Source organism: Thermovibrio ammonificans HB-1, assembly GCF_000185805.1.
GTDB classification, from domain to species: domain Bacteria; phylum Aquificota; class Aquificia; order Desulfurobacteriales; family Desulfurobacteriaceae; genus Thermovibrio; species Thermovibrio ammonificans.
Genome location: NC_014926.1, coordinates 1,242,145 through 1,260,139, shown reverse-complemented (window position 1 = coordinate 1,260,139; position 17,995 = coordinate 1,242,145). Strand labels below are relative to the sequence as shown.

The window sequence follows — 17,995 nt, the reverse complement described above, 5'->3', positions numbered from 1 at the left end:
TAAAATATTCTATACCAAGCAACTAAACGGAGAAGAGAAGTGAAAAAGAGAACGAAAATCGTTGCCACCTTGGGGCCGGCCTCGAGCGATAAAAAAACCCTGAGGAGGATGGTTGAGGCCGGCCTTAACGTTGTAAGGCTCAACATGTCCCACGGAACCCACGAAGAGCACCGCCGGCGGGTTGAGCTTGTAAGGAGCGTAGAGTCGGAGCTTAAAACGCCCCTGCCCATCCTTGTAGACCTGTGCGGTCCCAAGATAAGAATCGGCAAGTTGCAGAAGGAGCCCCTTTTCCTCCACAGGGGCGATACCGTTATCCTTACCACCGGGAAGCCGCAGAAGGGAAAGATTACCGTTAACTACCCCAACCTCCACAAAGAGGTGAAAAAGGGGGAGGCCATTTTGCTTGCCGACGGCGCCTTCAGGCTCAGGGTAAAGGAGGTTAGGGGGAGGGATATCGTCTGTGAAGTCCTCGTTGGAGGCCCCCTTACCTCCCACAAGGGGGTGAATTTGCCCCACTCTAAGCTTTCGGTTCCCGCCCTTACCGAGAAAGACAGGGAAGATGTGAAGTTTGCAGTTGAAGTGGGGGCAGACTTTATAGCCCTCTCTTTTGTGAGAACCGCTTCAGACGTTCTTGAGCTAAAGGAGCTTCTAAAGAGCCTTAACAGCACCGTTCCGGTTATAGCCAAAATAGAGAAGCCGGAAGCGGTAAAGAACGTAGACGAGATACTCAAGGTTGCCGACGGCCTTATGGTTGCCCGGGGAGACCTGGGTGTGGAGCTGCCCATAGAGAAGGTGCCCGTTATCCAGAAACAGCTCATACGGAAGGCCAACGAGGCCGGTAAACCCGTTATTACCGCCACTCAGATGCTCAAGTCTATGGTAGACCTTCCCGTTCCCACAAGGGCCGAAGTTACAGACGTTGCCAACGCCGTTTTAGACGGTACCGATGCCCTTATGCTCTCTGAGGAGACCGCCGTAGGGAAGTACCCGGTTAAGGTGGTTAAAACGATGGCAAAAGTGGCGAGGGAAGCGGAGAAAATTTACCCTTACAAGCGCTATATGGAGCTTCCCGCCCAAACCCTTCAAGACTCCCTTGCGAAGTCGGCCTGCAACCTCTCCCGGGAAGTAAAAGTTAAAGCCATTATCCCCTTTACCCGGAGCGGGGCAACTGCAATTGCAGTCGCCAAGTACAGGCCGCCCGTTCCCATCTACGCAGTTACACACGACAGGGAGACGTTCCGCAGGCTCAACCTTGTGTGGGGGGTAGAGCCCCTTCTCACCGTTCCGCCCGACACCACCGACAAGGTTATAGCCCAGTCTGTAGGCCTTGCCGCCTCGAGGGGAATCGTTAAGAAGGGCGACAAGGTTATAGTGCTTGCAGGTGCGCCTACGGGCGTTCCCGGAACGACCAATCTCCTCAAGGTGGTAACCGTAAATTGAAGAGGTGAACGTTGAAGAGAGCCGCCGGAGTGACCCTTTTCATCCTTTTGGCCCTTTTGATACTCTCCCTCAACACTTCGATTGATGTGAAAAAAGGCCTTATACTCCTTGCATTTGCAGCCTCCTTCTGGATATTTGAGGTCCTGCCGCTGCCGGTTACTGCCCTTTCCATTCCTGTTCTGGGGGTTCTGCTGGGCTGCGGCTCGGTTAAAGAGGCCTTTGCCTCCTTTGCCCACCCCATAATCTTCCTGTTCCTGGGCGGTTTTGCCCTTGCTGCGGCCCTTTCAAAGTTCAAGCTCGACACCTTTATAGCCTACAAGGTGGTCTCCCTCTCTAAGGGGAGCGGCGTTGCCGCCACCGTTTTGCTCTTTGCGGCTACCGCCTTTATCTCTATGTGGATAAGCAATACCTCTACCACTGCGATGATGCTCCCCCTTGCCCTGGGGATTGTAGGGGCGGCGTCCGATGAACGCCTTAAGAGCTTCGTCCTCCTGGGCGTTGCCTACTCGGCCAGCGTAGGGGGAATAGGAACCTTAGTAGGGAGTCCGCCAAACGGCATAACCGCCGCAGACCTCGGCATGGGGTTTGTAGACTGGCTCAAGTTCGGCCTGCCGACCGTTTTGGTTCTGTTCCCGCTCCTTTACCTTGTCCTCATTCTCTACTTCCGGCCACGGCTCTCCGGAGGGTTCAACGTAGAGCCGGTTGACTTCTCCTTCCGCAGGGAGCACTACTTGGTGTTTGTTGTCTTCCTTTTTGCGGTTTTGGGTTGGCTCTTCAGTAAGCCCCTTTCCCACCTGCTCGGCATCTCCAAGGGGTTCGACGCCCTTGTTGCCGTATCTGCCGTTATCCTGCTTTTCGCCTTCGGCCTTCTGAACTGGAGGGAGCTTGAAGAGGGAACCGACTGGGGTACCCTCTACCTGTTCGGAGGGGGAATAGCCCTTTCCCACTTCCTTAAAACTACCGGTGCGAGCTCCTTTATAGCCAGGGAGTTTGTGTCTCTTGTAGGCGGCTTTCCCCTCTTTTTGCTCATTCTGTCTGTTAGCCTGTTTATGATTTTCATGACGGAGCTTATGAGCAACACCGCAACTGCCGCAATTTTCGTGCCGATTCTGATATCGGCCTCGAAGGGGCTGGGAGTGTCTCCCCTCGACCTTGCTATGCCTGCCGGTATTGCCGCCTCTTGCGCCTTTATGCTGCCTGTTGCAACGCCCCCCAACGCGATAGTTTACGGCACCGGCTTTATCAGGCAGAGGGACATGCTCAGGGTGGGGCTCGCTCTGAACCTGCTCTTTGCCTTTGTTATAGCGGTTCTCGTGAGCTTCCTCGTGAGGGTTTATGGTTAGGCCACCACCGGGTTACGGTAGGTGGCCCTTACCTTAATTACCTCTTTGAGCTCTTTTATCTCTTCCGGGCTGAAGAGCTCAACTCCTTTTTCTCTCTGGAACTTTAAAACTGTGTTCAGGGCCTTCAGTGCCTCCTCGGGCGAAACTCCGGTTCCCCTCAGGAAGGAGCGAAGCTCTACAAGCTCTGCCTTAACGGCCGGAGGGAGCTTCCCGTTTTTGAGAAGCTCCTCAACCTTTTTACCGAGTTCGTTGCTGTATGCCAGTGCGTCGAGCTTAACCGAGGCGTAGTTTTCGGCTTTCGGTCCCTGAGCCTCTTCTTTGCCGCATCCGGCTAAGGCTAAGGCCGCCAGGGCCAGCAAAGCAGCTCTCCTCATGGGTCTCTCCTACTGAACGAGTTCGTCGTACCTCTTGGGCAGCAGTCCTGCGGCGTAGTAAACCTGGGCCACGGCCATTCTGTAGTTTGAGAGGGCCGCTACGTAGTTGCTCCTGGCCTGGTTCAGGGCCGTTTGGGTGTCGAGAAGCTCGGTGATGGTTGCAAGTCCGTTCTTGTAGCGGGTCTCAACGATTCTCAGCGACTCCTGAGCCGACTCTATTGCCGCCTTTGCCAGCTCAACCCTCTTTTGGGCCGAGAGGAAGTCGTAGTAGGCTTTCGACACCTCAAACGCTATTCCCTTCTTGGCCTGCTCTTGGTACTCCTTTACCTTCAGGCTGGCCAGTTTGCTCTTGCGGAGCTTGTAGAACTTTGCTCCGCCGTTAAACAGGTTTATGGTTGCCTGAAAGCCCACCATCCAGCTGGAGTTCTCCTTGTCCCAGGGAACTTTGCTGTCTGCGGCGAACACCTCTCCGAAGGCTCCTATGTGGGGGAGGAACTCTGCCTTCGCCAGTTTCTCAAGGTCCTTGGTCTGCTGGTAGCGGACTTGGAGCTCTTTAAGCTCGGGCCTGTTTTTCAGAGCCTCTTCTATAAGGCTGTTGAGGTTGAAGCTGTAGGGTCTGTAGGTGAGGTCACCCTCTACCGTTATCTCGCTGTTGGGGTAAAGGCCCATCGCAACGTTGAGGGCCCTGAGGGCAACCTGGTAGGCGCTCTGGGCCTTAACGAGGTTCTCCCTCATCTGCTCAAGGTAGACTTTAGCTCTCAGAACGTCCGACTTTAAACCTACGCCCGCCTTGTAAACCGTTTCTGCGTCTTTCAGGTGGCGCTCTGCGTCTCTGACGGCAAGTTGAGCGGTCTCGACAAAGGCCTTGGCCGTGAGAACGCCGTAGTAGGCCTTCACCACGTCGAGTATGACCCTGTTTTCGTCCCTCTTGAGCCGCTCTTTCGCCGCCTTTACCTCTTTTTTTGTAAGGTCAACGGCGGTTCTTATCTTGCCGCCCATCCATATGGGAACTTCAACCTTCAGGCCCGTTTTGAAGAGCTGCGACTTCCCGGGGTCGTTAAAGTCGGTGTTGTACATGTCGAGCTTTTTGACTTCCATTCGGTTCATTATTGCGTAGGGCGGATCGGTTGTTTTGTTGTAGTTGGTGAACAGCTCAACTTTGGGGAGCAGGTGGGCCTTTGCGGCCTTGTAGTCGTACTGCTTCTCTTTAACCTCTATCTTCTGGGCCTTGAGCTGGTTGTTCCGCTCAAGGGCCGTTTTTACGGCCTCGTCTAAGGTTATGCCGTAGGCGTTTCCTGCCACCAGCAGGGAGAGGAGCGCTATTTTCAGTCTCATCAGGGGTTCCCCACTTAATCGGAGTATTGCGATTAATTTATACTTTTAAGGGGATTGAGATGTCAAGGAGGGGAAGCTCCCCGGAGGGAGCCTCTAACCGACCTTAACGGGCACTATGTTCCTGTGGAGTCCCAGCTTCTTGGGCTCTATGCCCAGGGCAAGGCCCACAAGCTGCGGGAGGTGTAAAACGGGGATTTGGAAGCTCTCTCCTATCGTCTTCAGTGCCCTCGACTGGTTGGCATCGAGGTTCATGTGGCACAGCGGACACGGCGTAACAACGCAGTCTGCACCGTTCTCCTTTGCGTCTTTGAGGTTGAGGCCGGTGAGAACCATTGAGCCGGTTGGGTTCGGCCAGAAGGCGTGGAAGCCGCAGCACTTTAGCCGCCTTTCGCCTACCGCCGGCTCGGCGCCTATGGCCCTTATTATCCGCTCGAGCGACTGGGGGTTCTCGGAGGGTTCAAACCCCAGAATTTCGTAGGGCCTTACCGTGTGGCAGCCGTAGTAGGGGTAAACCTTCAGGCCCGTTAGGGGCTTTTTCACCCTCTCCTTAAGGCCCTCTTCGCCAAGCTCTTCAAGGAGAACCCAGTGGAAGTGTTTGACCTCTACGTTCCCTTTGTATTCAAGGCCCGCTTCGGCCAGAATCTCATTAACTTTGCTTTTAAGCTCTTCGTCGTTGTCGAGGAGGTACTTGGTCCTCCTCAGAACAAGCAGGCAGGTGCTGCACACGGTTACTACAGTGTTAAACCCTTCCCGCTCTGCGTATGCAAGGTTCCTTGCGTTAACTGCAAGGTCAAGGGCCTCTTTTATCTCCTCGAGCACTCCGGCGCCGCAGCAGCTGAACTGGGGAAGCTCGGTGAGCTTGAGCTCAAGCTCTTCCGCAACGGCAACCGTAGACTCGTAGAGCTCTTTGGAAGCTCCCTTTGCCGCACATCCGGGGTAAAAAGCAAACTCAGCCATTACTCAACCTCCATAGCTGCTTTCATCACCTTAACCAGCGTTTCGTGCTCCGCAATCGGCCTCATAATGGGGGAGTGGGCTTTACCCTTGAGAATCATCCTTATACCTATGGGCAGGTTCTCAAGGATGCCCTTAATGCCCTTAGACCTGAGGGGTAGGAGCACCTCGTTGAGCATTCCCGACTCGAGCAGCGACTTGTAGAAGGCCATAACGTGACGGGCTCCCGGGTTGTCCTTCATGCCGGCCTCTATGGAGAGCCCTCTCAGCTTCATGATTCCGTCTACCGGGCCCACGTGCTTCGGACACACGTCGGCACACATCTGGCACCTTACGCAGTTCCACATATCGTAGGCAAAGCCTATCTTCGCCCTCTCCTTCTTCAGGGCGTCTCTGGGGTCTACGGCAAACCTGTAAACCCGGGCAAGGGGGAACGGCCCTCCGTAGTTGTCGTCGAGCTCTACCATCGGGCACGCCGAGTAGCAGGAGGTACACAGGATACAGTCTGTGAACTTGTCGAATTTTTTAAGCTCTTCCGGGTACACCTTGCTCTCTTCGTCGGGGGTCGGCGGAACTACCTCGGGGTCAGGGATGAGGTAGGGCTTCATAGCCTTCATCTTCTCTATTGAGGGAGTCCAGTCCACTATGAGGTCCCTTATTACCTCCATGTTGCCAATCGGCTCTATGGTGAGTGTGTCAGTCTGGAACTTGTCCAGCTCGTTGAACACCTGGGTTTTACAGGCCAGCTTGGGAAATCCGTTTACCCTAACGGCACATGAGCCGCATATAGCACTGCGGCAGAATGCCCTGAAGGCCAGGGTCGGGTCTAAGGTGTCTTTTATCGTCTGGAGAACCTCTAATACGGTCATTCCCTTGTAAACGGTGACTTTGAACTCCTGGTAGTAGGGCTCTTTGTCTTTTTTGGGGTTGAACCGTTTTATCCTGAATGTGACTTCTCTCTTTTCCATGGCTCCTCCTTAGTACTTACGCTCCTCCGGTTGCCACTTGGTAATCGTTACCGGCTTCCAGGAGAGCTTCAGCTCCCCGTCTTCGCCTCTTACGATAACCGAGTGTTTCAGGAACTTCTCGTCGTCCCTCTTCGGATAGTCGAGCCTGTAGTGGGCACCGCGGCTCTCCTTCCTCTCTAATGCTCCCAGAACTATCGTTTCTGCCACTTCAACCATGTTCAGGAACTCCAGGGTTTGCTGCAGGTTCGTGTTGAAGGTGGACTCTCCGTCCTCTACCTTCAGCTTCTTTGCCCTCTCCTTTATCTGACGAACCTTTTCGAGGGCTTCTCTGAGCCCCTTTTCCTCCCGGAATATCCCTGCGCCTGCGCTCATTGCGTCGCTCAGCTCGTTCCTCAGCTTGTAGAGCTTCTCGCTCCCGTCGCCGTTGAACAGCGCTTTTATCCGCTCTTCTTCTCTCTTTACCGCCCCCTCGGGGAACGGAACCTGGCTAACCTCGGGGACGAACTCTGCGGCGTCTTCGCCGGCGATTTTCCCGAAAACGACTATGTCCAGCAGGGAGTTCCCCCCGAGCCTGTTTGCGCCGTGAACCGATACGCAGCCGCACTCCCCTATGGCGTAGAGACCCTTTATGAGAGTTCTGCCGTAGATGTCGGTGTCTATGCCGCCCATGGAGTAGTGGGCCGTAGGCCTTATGGGTATAGGCTCCTCTATCGGGTCTACGCCTTCAAAGTCGATTGCGAGCTCCCTTATCTGGGGAAGCCTTTCGAGGATTTTCTTCCTGCCCAGGTGTCTTAGGTCGAGGTAGACGAACTTGTTCCCTTCCTCATCCTCAAAGCCGCGCCCTTCCATTATTTCCGTCTCTATCGCCCTGGAGACCAGGTCCCTTGGTGCGAGCTCCATCTTTTCTGGGGCGTAACGCTTCATGAAGCGTTCACCTTTGTTGTTTATCAGGTATCCCCCTTCTCCGCGGGCCCCTTCCGTTACGAGGATTCCGGTTCTCCTGAGTCCGGTCGGGTGAAACTGGACGAACTCCATGTCCTTCAGGGGAACGCCCGCCCTTAGGGCCATTGCCGGGCCGTCGCCGGTGTTGCCGAGGGCGTTAGAGGTTCTCTTCCAGTAGATTCTTGCGTGCCCGCCTGTTGCGAGGATTACCGCCTTTGCCTGGATGCCCTCTACCTTGCCGGTTTTAAGGTCCATTGCCACAAGTCCGGCAATCCTCTCTCCGTTGTGAACCAGCGAAAGTGCGAACCACTCATCGAGGAAGGTGACGCCGTTCCTTATGCACTGCTCGTATAGGGTTTGGAGCATAACGTGGCCGGTTTTGTCTGCCGCGTAGCAGGTTCTGGGGAAGGAAGCTCCTCCGAAGGGCCTCTGGGCTATCCTGCCGTCTGGGAGCCTTGAGAAGGGAAGTCCCATATGCTCCATTTCCCGGATTATCCTCGGTGCCGTTTGGCACATCAGCTCTACTGCGTCTTGGTCGGCCAGGTAGTCGCTCCCTTTAACGGTGTCGTAAGCGTGTTTCTCTGGGCTGTCGGGGGCTACGTTCCCCAAGGCGGCGTTGATTCCGCCCTGTGCTGCGCCTGTGTGGGAGCGTGTAGGGAAGACTTTACTGATTACCGCTACTTTGAGTCCTTTGCTTTTACTTGTTTCAAGGGCGGCGTAGAGCCCTCCACCCCCTGCACCTACGATTACTATGTCGTATTGAAGCATTGCGCCTCCGGTGGGTAGAGTTTTGTTGTTAGTTACGATTTTATGTTACTTTGTAAGACGAAGGGTTAAAAGGGTTTTGTGACCGTTTCTTTTTTAAGTTGTAAAAATTTTGTAAAATTTTAAATCCCTTGACCTATTTATATGATTCAGATAATCCTATGTTAGGAGGATTTAATGCTTGAATACGACATCGTAATAGTCGGTGGTGGCGGTGCCGGCCTTTACGCGGCCCTTTGGGCTGCCGAGAACACCATTTTAAAAGTTGCGGTTATGACCAAAGTCTACCCCACCCGTTCCCACACGGGGGCTGCCGAGGGGGGAATAAACGCCGTTCTCACCCACTCTGTAGGGGATAGCCCGGAAGCTCACGCCTACGATACCGTTAAGGGGAGTGACTTCCTTGCCGACCAGGATGCAGTTGACATAATGTGCAAAATGGGGGCTGCCGTAATCTACGACATAGCCCACAGGGGAGTTCCCTTCTCCCGCAGGCCCGACGGTAGAATTGCCCAGAGACCTTTTGGGGGTGCGTCTTTCCCCAGAACCTGTTACGCCGCCGATAAAACGGGCTTCTACATACTTCAAACCCTCTACGAGCAGTGCCTTAAAAACAACGTTACTTTTCTGAACGAGTGGTTTCTCCTCTCCATAATCCACAACGGCGAAAAGGTTGAGGGGCTTACCGCCTGGGATATAAGGAACGGCGGCGTTCACCTCATAAAAACCAAGGCCGTTATCCTTGCAACCGGCGGACACGCAAGGGTTTACTGGAATAGGACCTCTAACGCCCTCGGTAACACCGGCGACGGAACCGCCGCAGTTTTAAGGGCGGGGCTGCCTCTGAAGGATATGGAGTTTATCCAGTTTCACCCTACGGGCCTTGCAAAAACGGGAATTCTCGTAACGGAGGGTGCCCGGGGCGAGGGCGGCTACCTGCGAAACAGGGACGGCGAGCGCTTTATGAAGCGCTACGCTCCCGAGAAAATGGAGCTTGCCCCCAGGGACATAGTTGCACGGGCCATTCAGACGGAAATAGACGAAGGCAGGGGTTGTGGCCCCAACGGAGACTACATCTGCCTCGACCTTACCCACCTGGGGGAGGAGAAGATTAACGAGCGGCTGCCCCAAACGAGGGAGCACGCAATTTTATACGAGGGTGTAGACCCGGTTAAGGAGCCGATTCCCATTGCTCCTACCGCCCACTACTCTATGGGCGGCATAGATACCGATAAGCTCGGCAGAACCCCTATAAAGGGGCTCTTTGCCGCCGGAGAGTGTGCCTGTGTATCGGTTCACGGTGCAAACAGGCTCGGAGGGAACTCCCTGCTTGACGTTCTCGTTTACGGCAGGCTCACCGCCCTTGAGGCAGTTAAGTACGCCGACGAAGCCCCCGAGACTAACCCCTCTATGGCGAAGCAGAAGGACGACGAGAGGAGAATCCTTGAGCTTATGGAGGCCGACGGTAAGGAGAGTATGCCTCAGCTCCGCAGGGAGCTCGGAAACGTTATGATGCGCCACTTCGGCGTTTTCAGGGAAGAGACTTCTATGAAGGAAGGCCTTGAGAAGCTCAGGGAGATTAAGGAGAGGGCCAAGCACGTTAAGGTTTACGATACCGGAAAGCGCTTCAACACCGACCTTGTATCGGTCCTTGAGTTTTTAAACCTCGTTGAGCTGGCTCCTACAATTGCAGTTCCCGCAATTGAGCGCCGTGAGAGCAGGGGCTCCCACGCGAGGAAGGACTACCCCAAGAGGGACGATAAGAACTTCCTTAAGCACTCGGTTGTAAGGCTGAAAGATGACGGAGAGCTTGAGCTTTCCTGGAAGCCTGTTGTGATTACCAAGTTCCCGCCGGAGGAGCGTAAGTATTAAGGAGGAATGTGCCATGGAGACCGTAACTCTTCAGGTTTTCAGATACGACCCCGATAAGGACCAAACGCCCTACTACAAGGAGTACGAGGTTCCCGTTGAGGGAACGCTTCTCAATGCACTCCTCTACATTAAGGATAACTTGGACCCGACCCTCGCCTTCAGGGCTTTCTGCAGGAGTGAGGTTTGCGGTTCCTGTTCTGTGAGGGTTAACGGTAAAACGAAGCTCGCCTGCAAAACCCCTATGAGGGAGCTGGTAGATACTTGGAAAGGAAGGCCTTTAAGGATAGACCCTCTGAACCATATGGCCGTTATAAAGGACCTGGTTGTTGATATCGACAGGCCGATAGAGAAGATGAAGACCTTGATTCCCTGGCTGGTTCCCGACCCCCGCGTTGTCCCCACCGACCCGATGCACGAGAGCATTATCTACCCGGAGGAGATGGAGGCCTACAAAGACCAGATTCACTGTATGCTCTGCTTCTCCTGCTATTCGGCGTGTGAGGCGGTTGAGGATAACGAGCGTTACAGGGGGCCTTTTGCCTTCTCCAGGGCCTACAGGTTCCAGGTGGACAGGCGAGACATAGAGACCGCTAAGGAGAAGCGTATCCGCTATGCGGTTTCCGGCGGGCTGTGGAGCTGTGTTCAGTGCCAGAAGTGTCTTTACGTTTGTCCTAAGGGAGTTAAGCCGGCAGAGGATATCCAGAACCTCAGGGGGCAGGCGGTTAAGAGAGGCTTTACCGATAAGCCCGGAGCCAAGAAGCTTAAGCACTTTGTCGACTGGATTTACGCAACCGGTCAGATTAACAGGCTCTACTTACCCGAGGAGGTTTACGGCAACAAGGAGGCAAGGGAGAAGCTTACAAAGGCCTACGAGGAGATGGGCGTTGAGGTTTGGGAGGTTCCAAAACCTGTTAAGAGCCTTATGAAGTTCAGGGATATTTACCTCGAAATCCTCTCTAAGGAGGATAAGGCCCTTGAGCTCGACTACTCCCACGTTAGGAAGATAGACCGGATGGTGAGTGAGATTTTCAAGGCGGACATCTGCACCATCATAGACAAGGCGCACCAGGAGGGTAAGAGCAGCAGGGGGCTTATAGCTAAACTGAAAGGGTTGTTCGGAGGTAACGATGGTTAAGGTAGGCTTCTACCAGGGCTGCTGTTTTCAGGGGCAGGACGCCCACATGTTCGAGACTATGAAGGAGACTTTTAAGAGGCTCGATGTTGAGCTTGAGCTCCTTGAGGAGACCACCTGCTGTGGCGGGAACACGATAGATGAGGAGAACCGGAAGCTCTCTTATGCCATAAACGCCAGGAACATAGCCCTTGCCGAGGCTAAGGGGTTGGACCTGTTGGTCTCCTGTAACACCTGCTACATGGTTATAGCTAAGGCCAAAAGGGCCATGGATACGAACAAGAAGCTGAGGGAGGAGATAAACGCCCTGTTGAAAGAGGAGGGACTTGAGTATAGGGGGACCGCTCGGGTTTACCACCTCTTGGACTTCTTCAGGGACGTTGTAGGTTACGACAGGATAAGGAAGGCGGTTAAAAGGCCCTTGAAAGGTTGGAAGGTGGCGGCTTACTACGGTTGTCACGTTTTATACCCAAAGGATATAGCCGTCGACAACAGCGATAACCCTTCTTCCCTTCAGGAAATCCTTAAAGCCCTCGGGGCCGAAGTTGTAGACGACTACGAGCACAGGGATGCCTGTTGCGGCTACCACTCCTTCTTTACCGATAAGAGTATGACCTTGAAGAAGCTCAACAGGATTCTGGGGAGCGTTAAAAAGACCGGGGCCGATGTTGTTGCAACTCCGTGTCCGCTCTGCTTTAAGTCCTTTGATATCTACCAGCTGAATATGGAAAAGCCTCCCATGGTTCCTTCCTCTTTTCTTCCGGAGTTGATGGCTTACGCTTTCGGTATAGATAAGGAGGAATCGGGGCTTGCCCACCACCTTGTGAAGGTTGATAAGGCGAAGTAGGTGGATTTAGCCGTTGCTTTCTTCTATAAAAAGAGCAATAGGTACGGGTTTAACGCTTTAGCCGGTGCGTTGGAGTCACGGCGGGAGCAAGAGCTTCACGAGCTCCCGCTTTTCTTTTTTAGAACCGAAGAGGAGCTTCTTTCCGGCGTAAAGGAGCTATCTGAAAAGCACTCTAAGGTTGTTGTTGCGCTCTCTTTTTTCACCACCCAGGTGTGGGACGTAGAGCCCCTTGTTGCCTCCTTGAGGGCCACTGCGAGGGCCACTGCTTCCAACTTGTTCTTGGTTGCCGGCGGGCCTCACCCTATCGGAATGCCGAAAAAAACCCTCTCTATGGGGTTTGACGCGGTCTGCTACGGTGAGGGAGAGGAGACCTTCCCCGAGCTTCTCCTGGCCCTTCTACGGGAGAAAGAGCTTTTGAGCGTAAAGGGGCTGTGGCTCTCAACTCCTAACGGTCCGGTATTTACCGGGAGAAGGAGGCCGGTGGAGCTCGGCCGCTACCTGCCTGTATCCTTTAAGTACAGGAAGTTTGGCCCGATAGAGATATCCCGGGGCTGCCCTTACGTGTGCTACTACTGCCAAACACCCTTTATGTTCGGGGCCCGCCAGAGGCACAGGCCCCTTGAACAGGTTGTTGAGGTTATCTCCCGTATGAGGGAGTTCGGCCTTAAGGACTTCCGCTTTATTACGCCTAATGCCTTTAGCTACGGCTCCGAAGACGGCAAGTCGGTTAACCTTGAGGCCCTGAGGGAGTTCCTGGCCGAGACCAAGCGGGCGGCCGGCCCCGGCGGGCGCATTTTCCTCGGCTCCTTCCCCTCGGAGGTGCGCCCCGAGCACGTTACCGAAGAGACGGTTTCCCTCGTTAAGGAGTTTGCAAGTAACGACAACTTGGTGATAGGCGCCCAGTCGGGCAGCGACAGGGTTTTAAAGCTGTGCCACAGGGGGCACACGGTTGAAGACGTTGTAAGGGCCGTAAAGATAACGGTTAAGGCGGGCCTTAAGGCAAACGTAGATTTTATCTTCGGCCTTCCCGGAGAGACCGAAGAGGACGTTCTTGAAACGGTTAAGGTGATGAGGGAGCTGGTGAAGCTCGGGGCGCGGGTTCACGCCCACACTTTCATGCCGCTGCCCCAGACCCCTTTTGCCGGTAAGCCCGCCGGTAAGGTTCACAGGAAGATGGAGAAGCTCATCAGGGAGCTTCTGCCCAGCGGCGTTATCTTCGGTAACTGGAGGGAGCAGGAGCTCCTTGCACAGAAGATAGAGCGCTACCTGCGCCGGTAACTGCACAGGTTACGCAGCGGGCAGCGCTCACACTCGGGCTTTCGGGCCTTGCACACCCTTCTTCCCAGCCGTATAAGGTTGTAGTGGAGCTCCCTGTTGAACCGGGCCGAGAAGTGTTTCTCGAAGAAGCGGGAGATTTCCTCGGTGCTCCACCCTTTCGGGAAAATTCCCAGCCTGCTCAAAACCTTCTTACAGTGGGTATCTATGGGAAAGGTGTTCTTTCCGAAGCCGAAGGTGAGTATCACCCTTGCGGTTTTTGGGCCTATGTAGGGAAGTTCCGTTAAGAGCTTTATCCCTTCCTCGGGGGGAAGCTCCCTTAGCTTCTCCTCCAGCCGAGGCCACCGCGAAACGAGCTCCCTCAGGGCCCTCTCCTTCTGTTTGAACATGCCGCACGGCCTTATGGCCTCTACGAGCTCGTCTGTTGTAAGCTGCGGAATCTCAAGGAGCTTCCCTCCCGTTGCCCTCTTCAGCCTTTCAAGGCAGCGGGAGGCGTTGAGGTCTGTGGTGTTCTGGCTTAAAACTGTGAAAACGGCCTGCTCAAGGGGAGTTCTGTTTGGCCTGTGGGGCTCGGGGAACAGCTCTTTTAACCTTTTGTGTATCTCTTTGGCCTTTTCAATAAGCTCTTTCACTTTAAGAACCCCGCAAGCCTCAGGGCCAGCTCGAGGTCTTTCTGAAACTCCGGCTCCCCCCTTCTGTTCCTCAGCAGGTAGGCAGGGTGGAAGGTGGGGATAACGGTCACCTCTACGCCGCCTATTGTCGTTTTGTGCTCCTTGCCCCTTATCCGCGAAATCGGAGTTCTTTCCGGCAGGTTGAGGATTGTCCGGGCCGCAAATGCTCCCAGGCAGAGTATCACCTTGGGCGAAATGAGCTCTATCTGTTTTTCAAGGAACGGGTAGCACGCCTCAATCTCGTCGGGTGCCGGGTCTCGGTTGTTCGGAGGCCGGCACTTCAAAACGTTTGTAATGTATATCTGGTCGCGGGTTACACCGTAGAGGTTCAAGAACTTGGAGAGCAGCTGGCCGGCCCTTCCTACGAACGGCCTTCCCTGGAGGTCTTCCTGCTCTCCGGGAGCTTCCCCTACGAACATCAGGTTTGTTTGAGGGTCCCCTTCGCCGAAAACAACGTTGTGCCTTGTTTTGCACAGGCGGCACTTACAGCACTTCTGAGCCTCCTCTTTCACCTTCTCAAGCTCTTCTATCGGGTCGAACGCTCTTTCCACAACACCCTCCGGCAGCCTTACCTCTTTAAAACCCATAAGCTCAAGGAACTTTATCGCCCTTTTCAGCTCCTCTACTGGAGAACTTCCCTCCTCAGGAGTCCGTCGTAAATCCACTTCGTTCCCCCTTCAAGGTAGACCCTGCTGAGCTTCGGGTCGAAGTGAACCTTCAGCCTCTCTCCGCTTCTCACCTCCACCTCAACCGGAGAGGAGAGCTTGAACACCTTTGCCGCAATCAGCGCCGAGGCCACAGAGCCCGTTCCGCAGGCAAGGGTTTCGTCTTCAACGCCCCTTTCGTAAGTTCTCACCACGATTCTATCAAGGCGGACTTCCACAAAGTTAACGTTGGTTCCGGCAGGTGCAAACAGGGGGTGGAACCTCACCTTTCTCCCTATCTCTTTAACGTTTACCGCGTCTGCCCTCTCTACGAAGATAACTGCGTGGGGAACTCCGGTGTTTATGAAGTGAACGGTTAGTCCGTCTACCTTCAGGTTCAGGGCCAGCTCCCGGGGCTTTGTAAGTCCCACCTTCACTATGGGACCGTATACGAAGGCCTCCACTACTCCCGCAAGGGTTTCAACCCTCATCTCGTTGGGGGCAAGCCCCTCTTCGTATACAAACCGGGCAAAGCAGCGCATTCCGTTGCCGCACATCTCGGCCGTTGAGCCGTCGGCGTTGTAGAACCGCCAGCTCAGGTCGGCAACGGTTGAGTCCTCTACTAGGATGAGGCCGTCGGCTCCTACGCCGGTTCTCCGGGAGCAGATTCTCTTTACGGCCTCTTTAACCGGCAGGGTTCCCCTGAACCTGTCGAACTCCCCTGCAAGGTTGTTGATGATTACAAAGTCGTTCCCGGTTCCCTGGAGCTTGGCGAACTTGAGCTTCATTTCTTCCCGTGCACCTCCTCCCACACTTTGGGTAGCAGGAACCTGCGGAGCTTTCCTATGCGGGTGCGGGGAAGCTCCTCGTCTACTATGGCAAACTCTTTAACCTTCTTGTAGGGCTGAAGGTGTCGGGTGCAGCGGTTAATCTCCCGCTTTATGAACTCCTTTATCTCCTTAATCCCCTCTTCCATCAGGAGCTCAAAGTCGGGCCTTACTATCGCCTTGAGCTTGCCCTCGTGGTAGAAAACCCCCACTTCCAGTATATAGGGGCTTTTGAGAATCTCTATCTCGATATCCTCGGGGTACACGTTCTTGCCGTTGTCGAGGACTATTACCTCTTTGGCCCTTCCCGTTATGTGGATGAAGCCCTCTTCGTCTATGTAGCCCAGGTCTCCCGTGTGGAACCACCCTTCCTTTATCACCTTCGCCGTTTCCTCGGGCTTGTTGTAGTAGCCCTTCATAACGTTGGGGCCCCTTACAACTATCTCGCCCTTCTCGCTGATTTTCACCTCTACCTGGTCTACCGGCAGTCCTGCGGAGCCGATTTTCTTCCTGTTGGGCCTGTTAACCGATATGAGGGGAGAGGTTTCGGTTAGCCCGTAGCCTTCAAGAACGTTAAATCCCATGGCCTCAAAGTCTCTCCACACCTCCTCACTCAGCTTGGCTCCGCCGCTTATCATGAACCTCAGGTGTTTGCCTACCTTTTCGTGGACCTGTTTGAAGAACTGCTTTTTCACCTTCCGGGGAGCTCCCTTCCTGAAGAGCTTCAGGGCCCCTTCAACCATCCTTCTCTTTAAGGGCGGGAGTTTCTTTATTTCTGCCATTATGTTGTGGTGGATAACGTGGTAGAGCTTCGGAACCCCCACCATTATCGTTATCTGCTGCTCGTTCATTGTGGAGAGTATATCGGCCGGTGTGAGCTTCTCTATGAAAACGAGCGGCAGCCCCAAGGCCATCGGCAGCAGGGCCGTTGCCATTAGGGGGTAGGTATGGTGGAATGGCAGGATTGCTATGAAGCGGTCGCTTTCGTTTAAAAAGCCCAGCTTCTCTACGGCCTTAACGTTGTGGTCCAGGTTAGACAGCGAGAGCATAACCCCTTTGGGGTTGCCCGTTGTTCCCGAGGTGTAGAGGATAACCGCCACGTCTTCGGGGTTTCTCTCTTTAAACTCTAACTGGCCGTTTTCCCTCAGTAGGTTTAGTGAGTCAACGTTTATTATTCTCGCCGAGTAGCCGAGCTTCTCTATTGCCTTCTTGGCCTTTTCGTAGTTCTGGTTACTCGTTACAACCACCCTCGGCTGGGAGTCTTTCAGTATGTTGAAGAGCTCCCGCTCCGAAAGCAGGTAGTCTACCGGAACCGCTATTCCGCCGCCGAACAAAACGGCGTAGAGTGCCCCTATCCACTCCGGGCGGTTCTCCATGAAAATCACCACCCTGTCTTGGGGGGAGAGCTGAAGCTCCCTCTGGAGGTTTGCAACCATGCTTCCCAGCTGGGAGAAGTTGAGGGAGTAGTACTTGCCTCCCTTCTTCCCCACCAGAATCTCTTTGTCTTCCCGCTCCCTGATGTTCTCAAACACCCTGTCCAGGAAGTTCCCCATGGCTACCCCTAAATGAGGTCTATTATGTCGTCTACGCTCTTACGCCTCTCCTCGATAACCCTGTAGAGCTCCCTCGCCTCCTTCTTGGAGACGTTCTTGCCGGAGGGGACCTTTAAAACCTCCACCTTCAGGTAGCGGGTTACTGTGTCTATCTCTATAAGGTCGCCCTCTTTTACTTCCCGCGAAGGTTTTGCAGGCTGGCCGTTAATCCTTACCACCCTGTTGTCGCACAGCTCCTTGGCCAGACTCCTCCTCTTTACTATCCGTGCCAGCTTCAGAAACTGGTCCAGCCTCACCCTTTCTCCTCTTTCGCTTTATGGTTGTGGGCAGTGCAAAGAGCTTCATTATCAGCGACAGGAAACCGGCCGTTAAAAAGCCCGCAAGGAACGAGAAGACTATAACCACGAAGAGCTTTGTGTGGAAAACACCTACGAAGGGAATCGTTACGTTAACGTCTTGAAAGTTCTGGAGGGCAAACAGCGTCACCCCGCCGACTATCAGGGTAACGATGATGGCGTATACGTTCTGTTTCAGCGTCATCTTACCGCTCTAAAAGGTTAAGTAGAGGGCGGTTATGCCTATTACCATAAGGCCTAAAACGAGCGTAACGGCGTTTAGCACCATGGAGACTGTGTGGAGTTTCAGGAACTTATCGTAGTAGCTTTTGTCGTTCGTTCTGTAGAAGGAGGCCTTTAAAAGGCCCGCTTTCGGCACTATAAAGAGGCCGTTTGCAAAGTTCAGCAGGTTCATTAAGAGCAAAAGGGCAAGGTTCAGCCACGAAACTGCGTTTAAGTTGCCCTTTGTAAGCAGGTAAAACGATACCAAAGCGGCGGCTCCGAACAGGTATCCCAGTCCGAAGTACTTGGGGAACACGCTGCCGGTGTACTTTCCCGCCTCCTCTTTTTTTAGAACCTTGAAGGCCATGGGGGCACCTACAACCGTGAAGAAGAAGAGGGAGCCTACCCACAGCGATACTGAGTAGAGGTAGAGCGATTTTAACAGAAAGTACATACGGAAAACTCCCTAAGCTTTTGAGAAATCTCGGGGGAATTT

At 54.1% G+C, this 17,995-nt stretch carries 18 protein-coding genes; 6 read left to right on the top strand and 12 right to left on the bottom strand.

The genetic code is table 11. The annotated features are described in order from the left end of the window. The first annotated feature begins 39 nt into the window (after nucleotides 1–39). A complete protein-coding gene (gene pyk / locus THEAM_RS06435; protein ID WP_013538028.1) occupies nucleotides 40–1,440 on the top strand; it encodes a pyruvate kinase in 1,401 nt (466 codons plus the stop codon). 11 nt (nucleotides 1,441–1,451) lie between these two features. Then, the gene (locus tag THEAM_RS06430) at nucleotides 1,452–2,783 is read left to right on the top strand and encodes an SLC13 family permease (protein ID WP_013538027.1); all 1,332 of its coding nucleotides are present in this window, start codon (nucleotides 1,452–1,454) and stop codon (nucleotides 2,781–2,783) included. Here THEAM_RS06430 and THEAM_RS06425 read toward each other — a convergent pair. The 5 genes from THEAM_RS06425 to sdhA form a co-directional block, all read right to left on the bottom strand. Then, nucleotides 2,780–3,157, bottom strand: coding sequence for an ATPase (locus tag THEAM_RS06425; protein WP_013538026.1), 378 nt, complete (start codon nucleotides 3,155–3,157; stop codon nucleotides 2,780–2,782). The two genes, THEAM_RS06430 and THEAM_RS06425, sit on opposite strands and share 4 nt — an antisense overlap. 9 nt (nucleotides 3,158–3,166) lie before the next feature. Continuing rightward, nucleotides 3,167–4,492 carry a TolC family protein gene (locus THEAM_RS06420; RefSeq protein ID WP_013538025.1) on the bottom strand — a complete coding sequence of 442 codons (1,326 nt, stop codon included), beginning with the start codon at nucleotides 4,490–4,492 and terminating at the stop codon, nucleotides 3,167–3,169. Between the two features lie 93 nt (nucleotides 4,493–4,585). Continuing rightward, the gene (locus tag THEAM_RS06415; RefSeq protein WP_013538024.1) at nucleotides 4,586–5,449 is read right to left on the bottom strand and encodes a CoB--CoM heterodisulfide reductase iron-sulfur subunit B family protein; all 864 of its coding nucleotides are present in this window, start codon (nucleotides 5,447–5,449) and stop codon (nucleotides 4,586–4,588) included. Further along, nucleotides 5,449–6,414: a succinate dehydrogenase/fumarate reductase iron-sulfur subunit gene (locus THEAM_RS06410; protein WP_013538023.1), complete on the bottom strand. Its 966-nt coding sequence runs from the start codon at nucleotides 6,412–6,414 to the stop codon at nucleotides 5,449–5,451. The genes THEAM_RS06415 and THEAM_RS06410 overlap by 1 nt, the downstream gene beginning before the upstream one ends. A gap of 9 nt (nucleotides 6,415–6,423) precedes the next feature. Continuing rightward, nucleotides 6,424–8,124: a succinate dehydrogenase flavoprotein subunit gene (gene sdhA / locus THEAM_RS06405; protein WP_013538022.1), complete on the bottom strand. Its 1,701-nt coding sequence runs from the start codon at nucleotides 8,122–8,124 to the stop codon at nucleotides 6,424–6,426. 174 nt (nucleotides 8,125–8,298) lie between these two features. Here sdhA and THEAM_RS06400 point away from each other — a divergent pair, with 174 nt between their 5' ends. From THEAM_RS06400 to THEAM_RS06385, 4 genes are read left to right on the top strand one after another with little or no spacing between them, the layout of a single operon-like run. After that, nucleotides 8,299–9,993, top strand: coding sequence for an FAD-binding protein (locus tag THEAM_RS06400; RefSeq protein ID WP_013538021.1), 1,695 nt, complete (start codon nucleotides 8,299–8,301; stop codon nucleotides 9,991–9,993). Between the two features lie 13 nt (nucleotides 9,994–10,006). Then, the gene (locus THEAM_RS06395) at nucleotides 10,007–11,128 is read left to right on the top strand and encodes a succinate dehydrogenase/fumarate reductase iron-sulfur subunit (protein ID WP_013538020.1); all 1,122 of its coding nucleotides are present in this window, start codon (nucleotides 10,007–10,009) and stop codon (nucleotides 11,126–11,128) included. Continuing rightward, nucleotides 11,121–11,972, top strand: a complete 852-nt coding sequence (locus tag THEAM_RS06390; protein ID WP_013538019.1) for a CoB--CoM heterodisulfide reductase iron-sulfur subunit B family protein — start codon at nucleotides 11,121–11,123, stop codon at nucleotides 11,970–11,972. The genes THEAM_RS06395 and THEAM_RS06390 overlap by 8 nt, the downstream gene beginning before the upstream one ends. Further along, nucleotides 11,973–13,250, top strand: a complete 1,278-nt coding sequence (locus THEAM_RS06385; RefSeq protein ID WP_013538018.1) for a TIGR04013 family B12-binding domain/radical SAM domain-containing protein — start codon at nucleotides 11,973–11,975, stop codon at nucleotides 13,248–13,250. Here the strand turns inward: THEAM_RS06385 and THEAM_RS06380 are convergent. From THEAM_RS06380 to THEAM_RS06355, 7 genes are read right to left on the bottom strand one after another with little or no spacing between them, the layout of a single operon-like run. Next, nucleotides 13,235–13,879, bottom strand: a complete 645-nt coding sequence (locus THEAM_RS06380) for an endonuclease III domain-containing protein (RefSeq protein WP_013538017.1) — start codon at nucleotides 13,877–13,879, stop codon at nucleotides 13,235–13,237. The two genes, THEAM_RS06385 and THEAM_RS06380, sit on opposite strands and share 16 nt — an antisense overlap. Next, nucleotides 13,876–14,583 carry a uracil-DNA glycosylase gene (locus tag THEAM_RS06375; RefSeq protein ID WP_013538016.1) on the bottom strand — a complete coding sequence of 236 codons (708 nt, stop codon included), beginning with the start codon at nucleotides 14,581–14,583 and terminating at the stop codon, nucleotides 13,876–13,878. The genes THEAM_RS06380 and THEAM_RS06375 overlap by 4 nt, the downstream gene beginning before the upstream one ends. After that, a complete protein-coding gene (dapF, locus tag THEAM_RS06370; RefSeq protein WP_013538015.1) occupies nucleotides 14,541–15,350 on the bottom strand; it encodes a diaminopimelate epimerase in 810 nt (269 codons plus the stop codon). Before dapF ends, THEAM_RS06375 begins: the two co-directional genes overlap by 43 nt. Further along, entirely contained in the window at nucleotides 15,347–16,942 is a 1,596-nt protein-coding gene (locus THEAM_RS06365; RefSeq protein ID WP_013538014.1) for an AMP-dependent synthetase/ligase, read from the bottom strand. Before THEAM_RS06365 ends, dapF begins: the two co-directional genes overlap by 4 nt. An 8-nt stretch (nucleotides 16,943–16,950) precedes the next feature. Next, on the bottom strand, nucleotides 16,951–17,238 hold the full coding sequence (locus THEAM_RS06360; protein WP_013538013.1) for an RNA-binding S4 domain-containing protein: 288 nt from the start codon (nucleotides 17,236–17,238) through the stop codon (nucleotides 16,951–16,953). Beyond that, entirely contained in the window at nucleotides 17,147–17,482 is a 336-nt protein-coding gene (locus THEAM_RS09595; protein ID WP_083797273.1) for a lipopolysaccharide assembly protein LapA domain-containing protein, read from the bottom strand. Before THEAM_RS09595 ends, THEAM_RS06360 begins: the two co-directional genes overlap by 92 nt. A gap of 9 nt (nucleotides 17,483–17,491) precedes the next feature. Beyond that, nucleotides 17,492–17,953 (bottom strand): DUF4149 domain-containing protein, encoded by a 462-nt coding sequence (locus THEAM_RS06355; RefSeq protein WP_013538012.1) that lies wholly within the window; start codon nucleotides 17,951–17,953, stop codon nucleotides 17,492–17,494. Nucleotides 17,954–17,995: the final 42 nt, after the last annotated feature.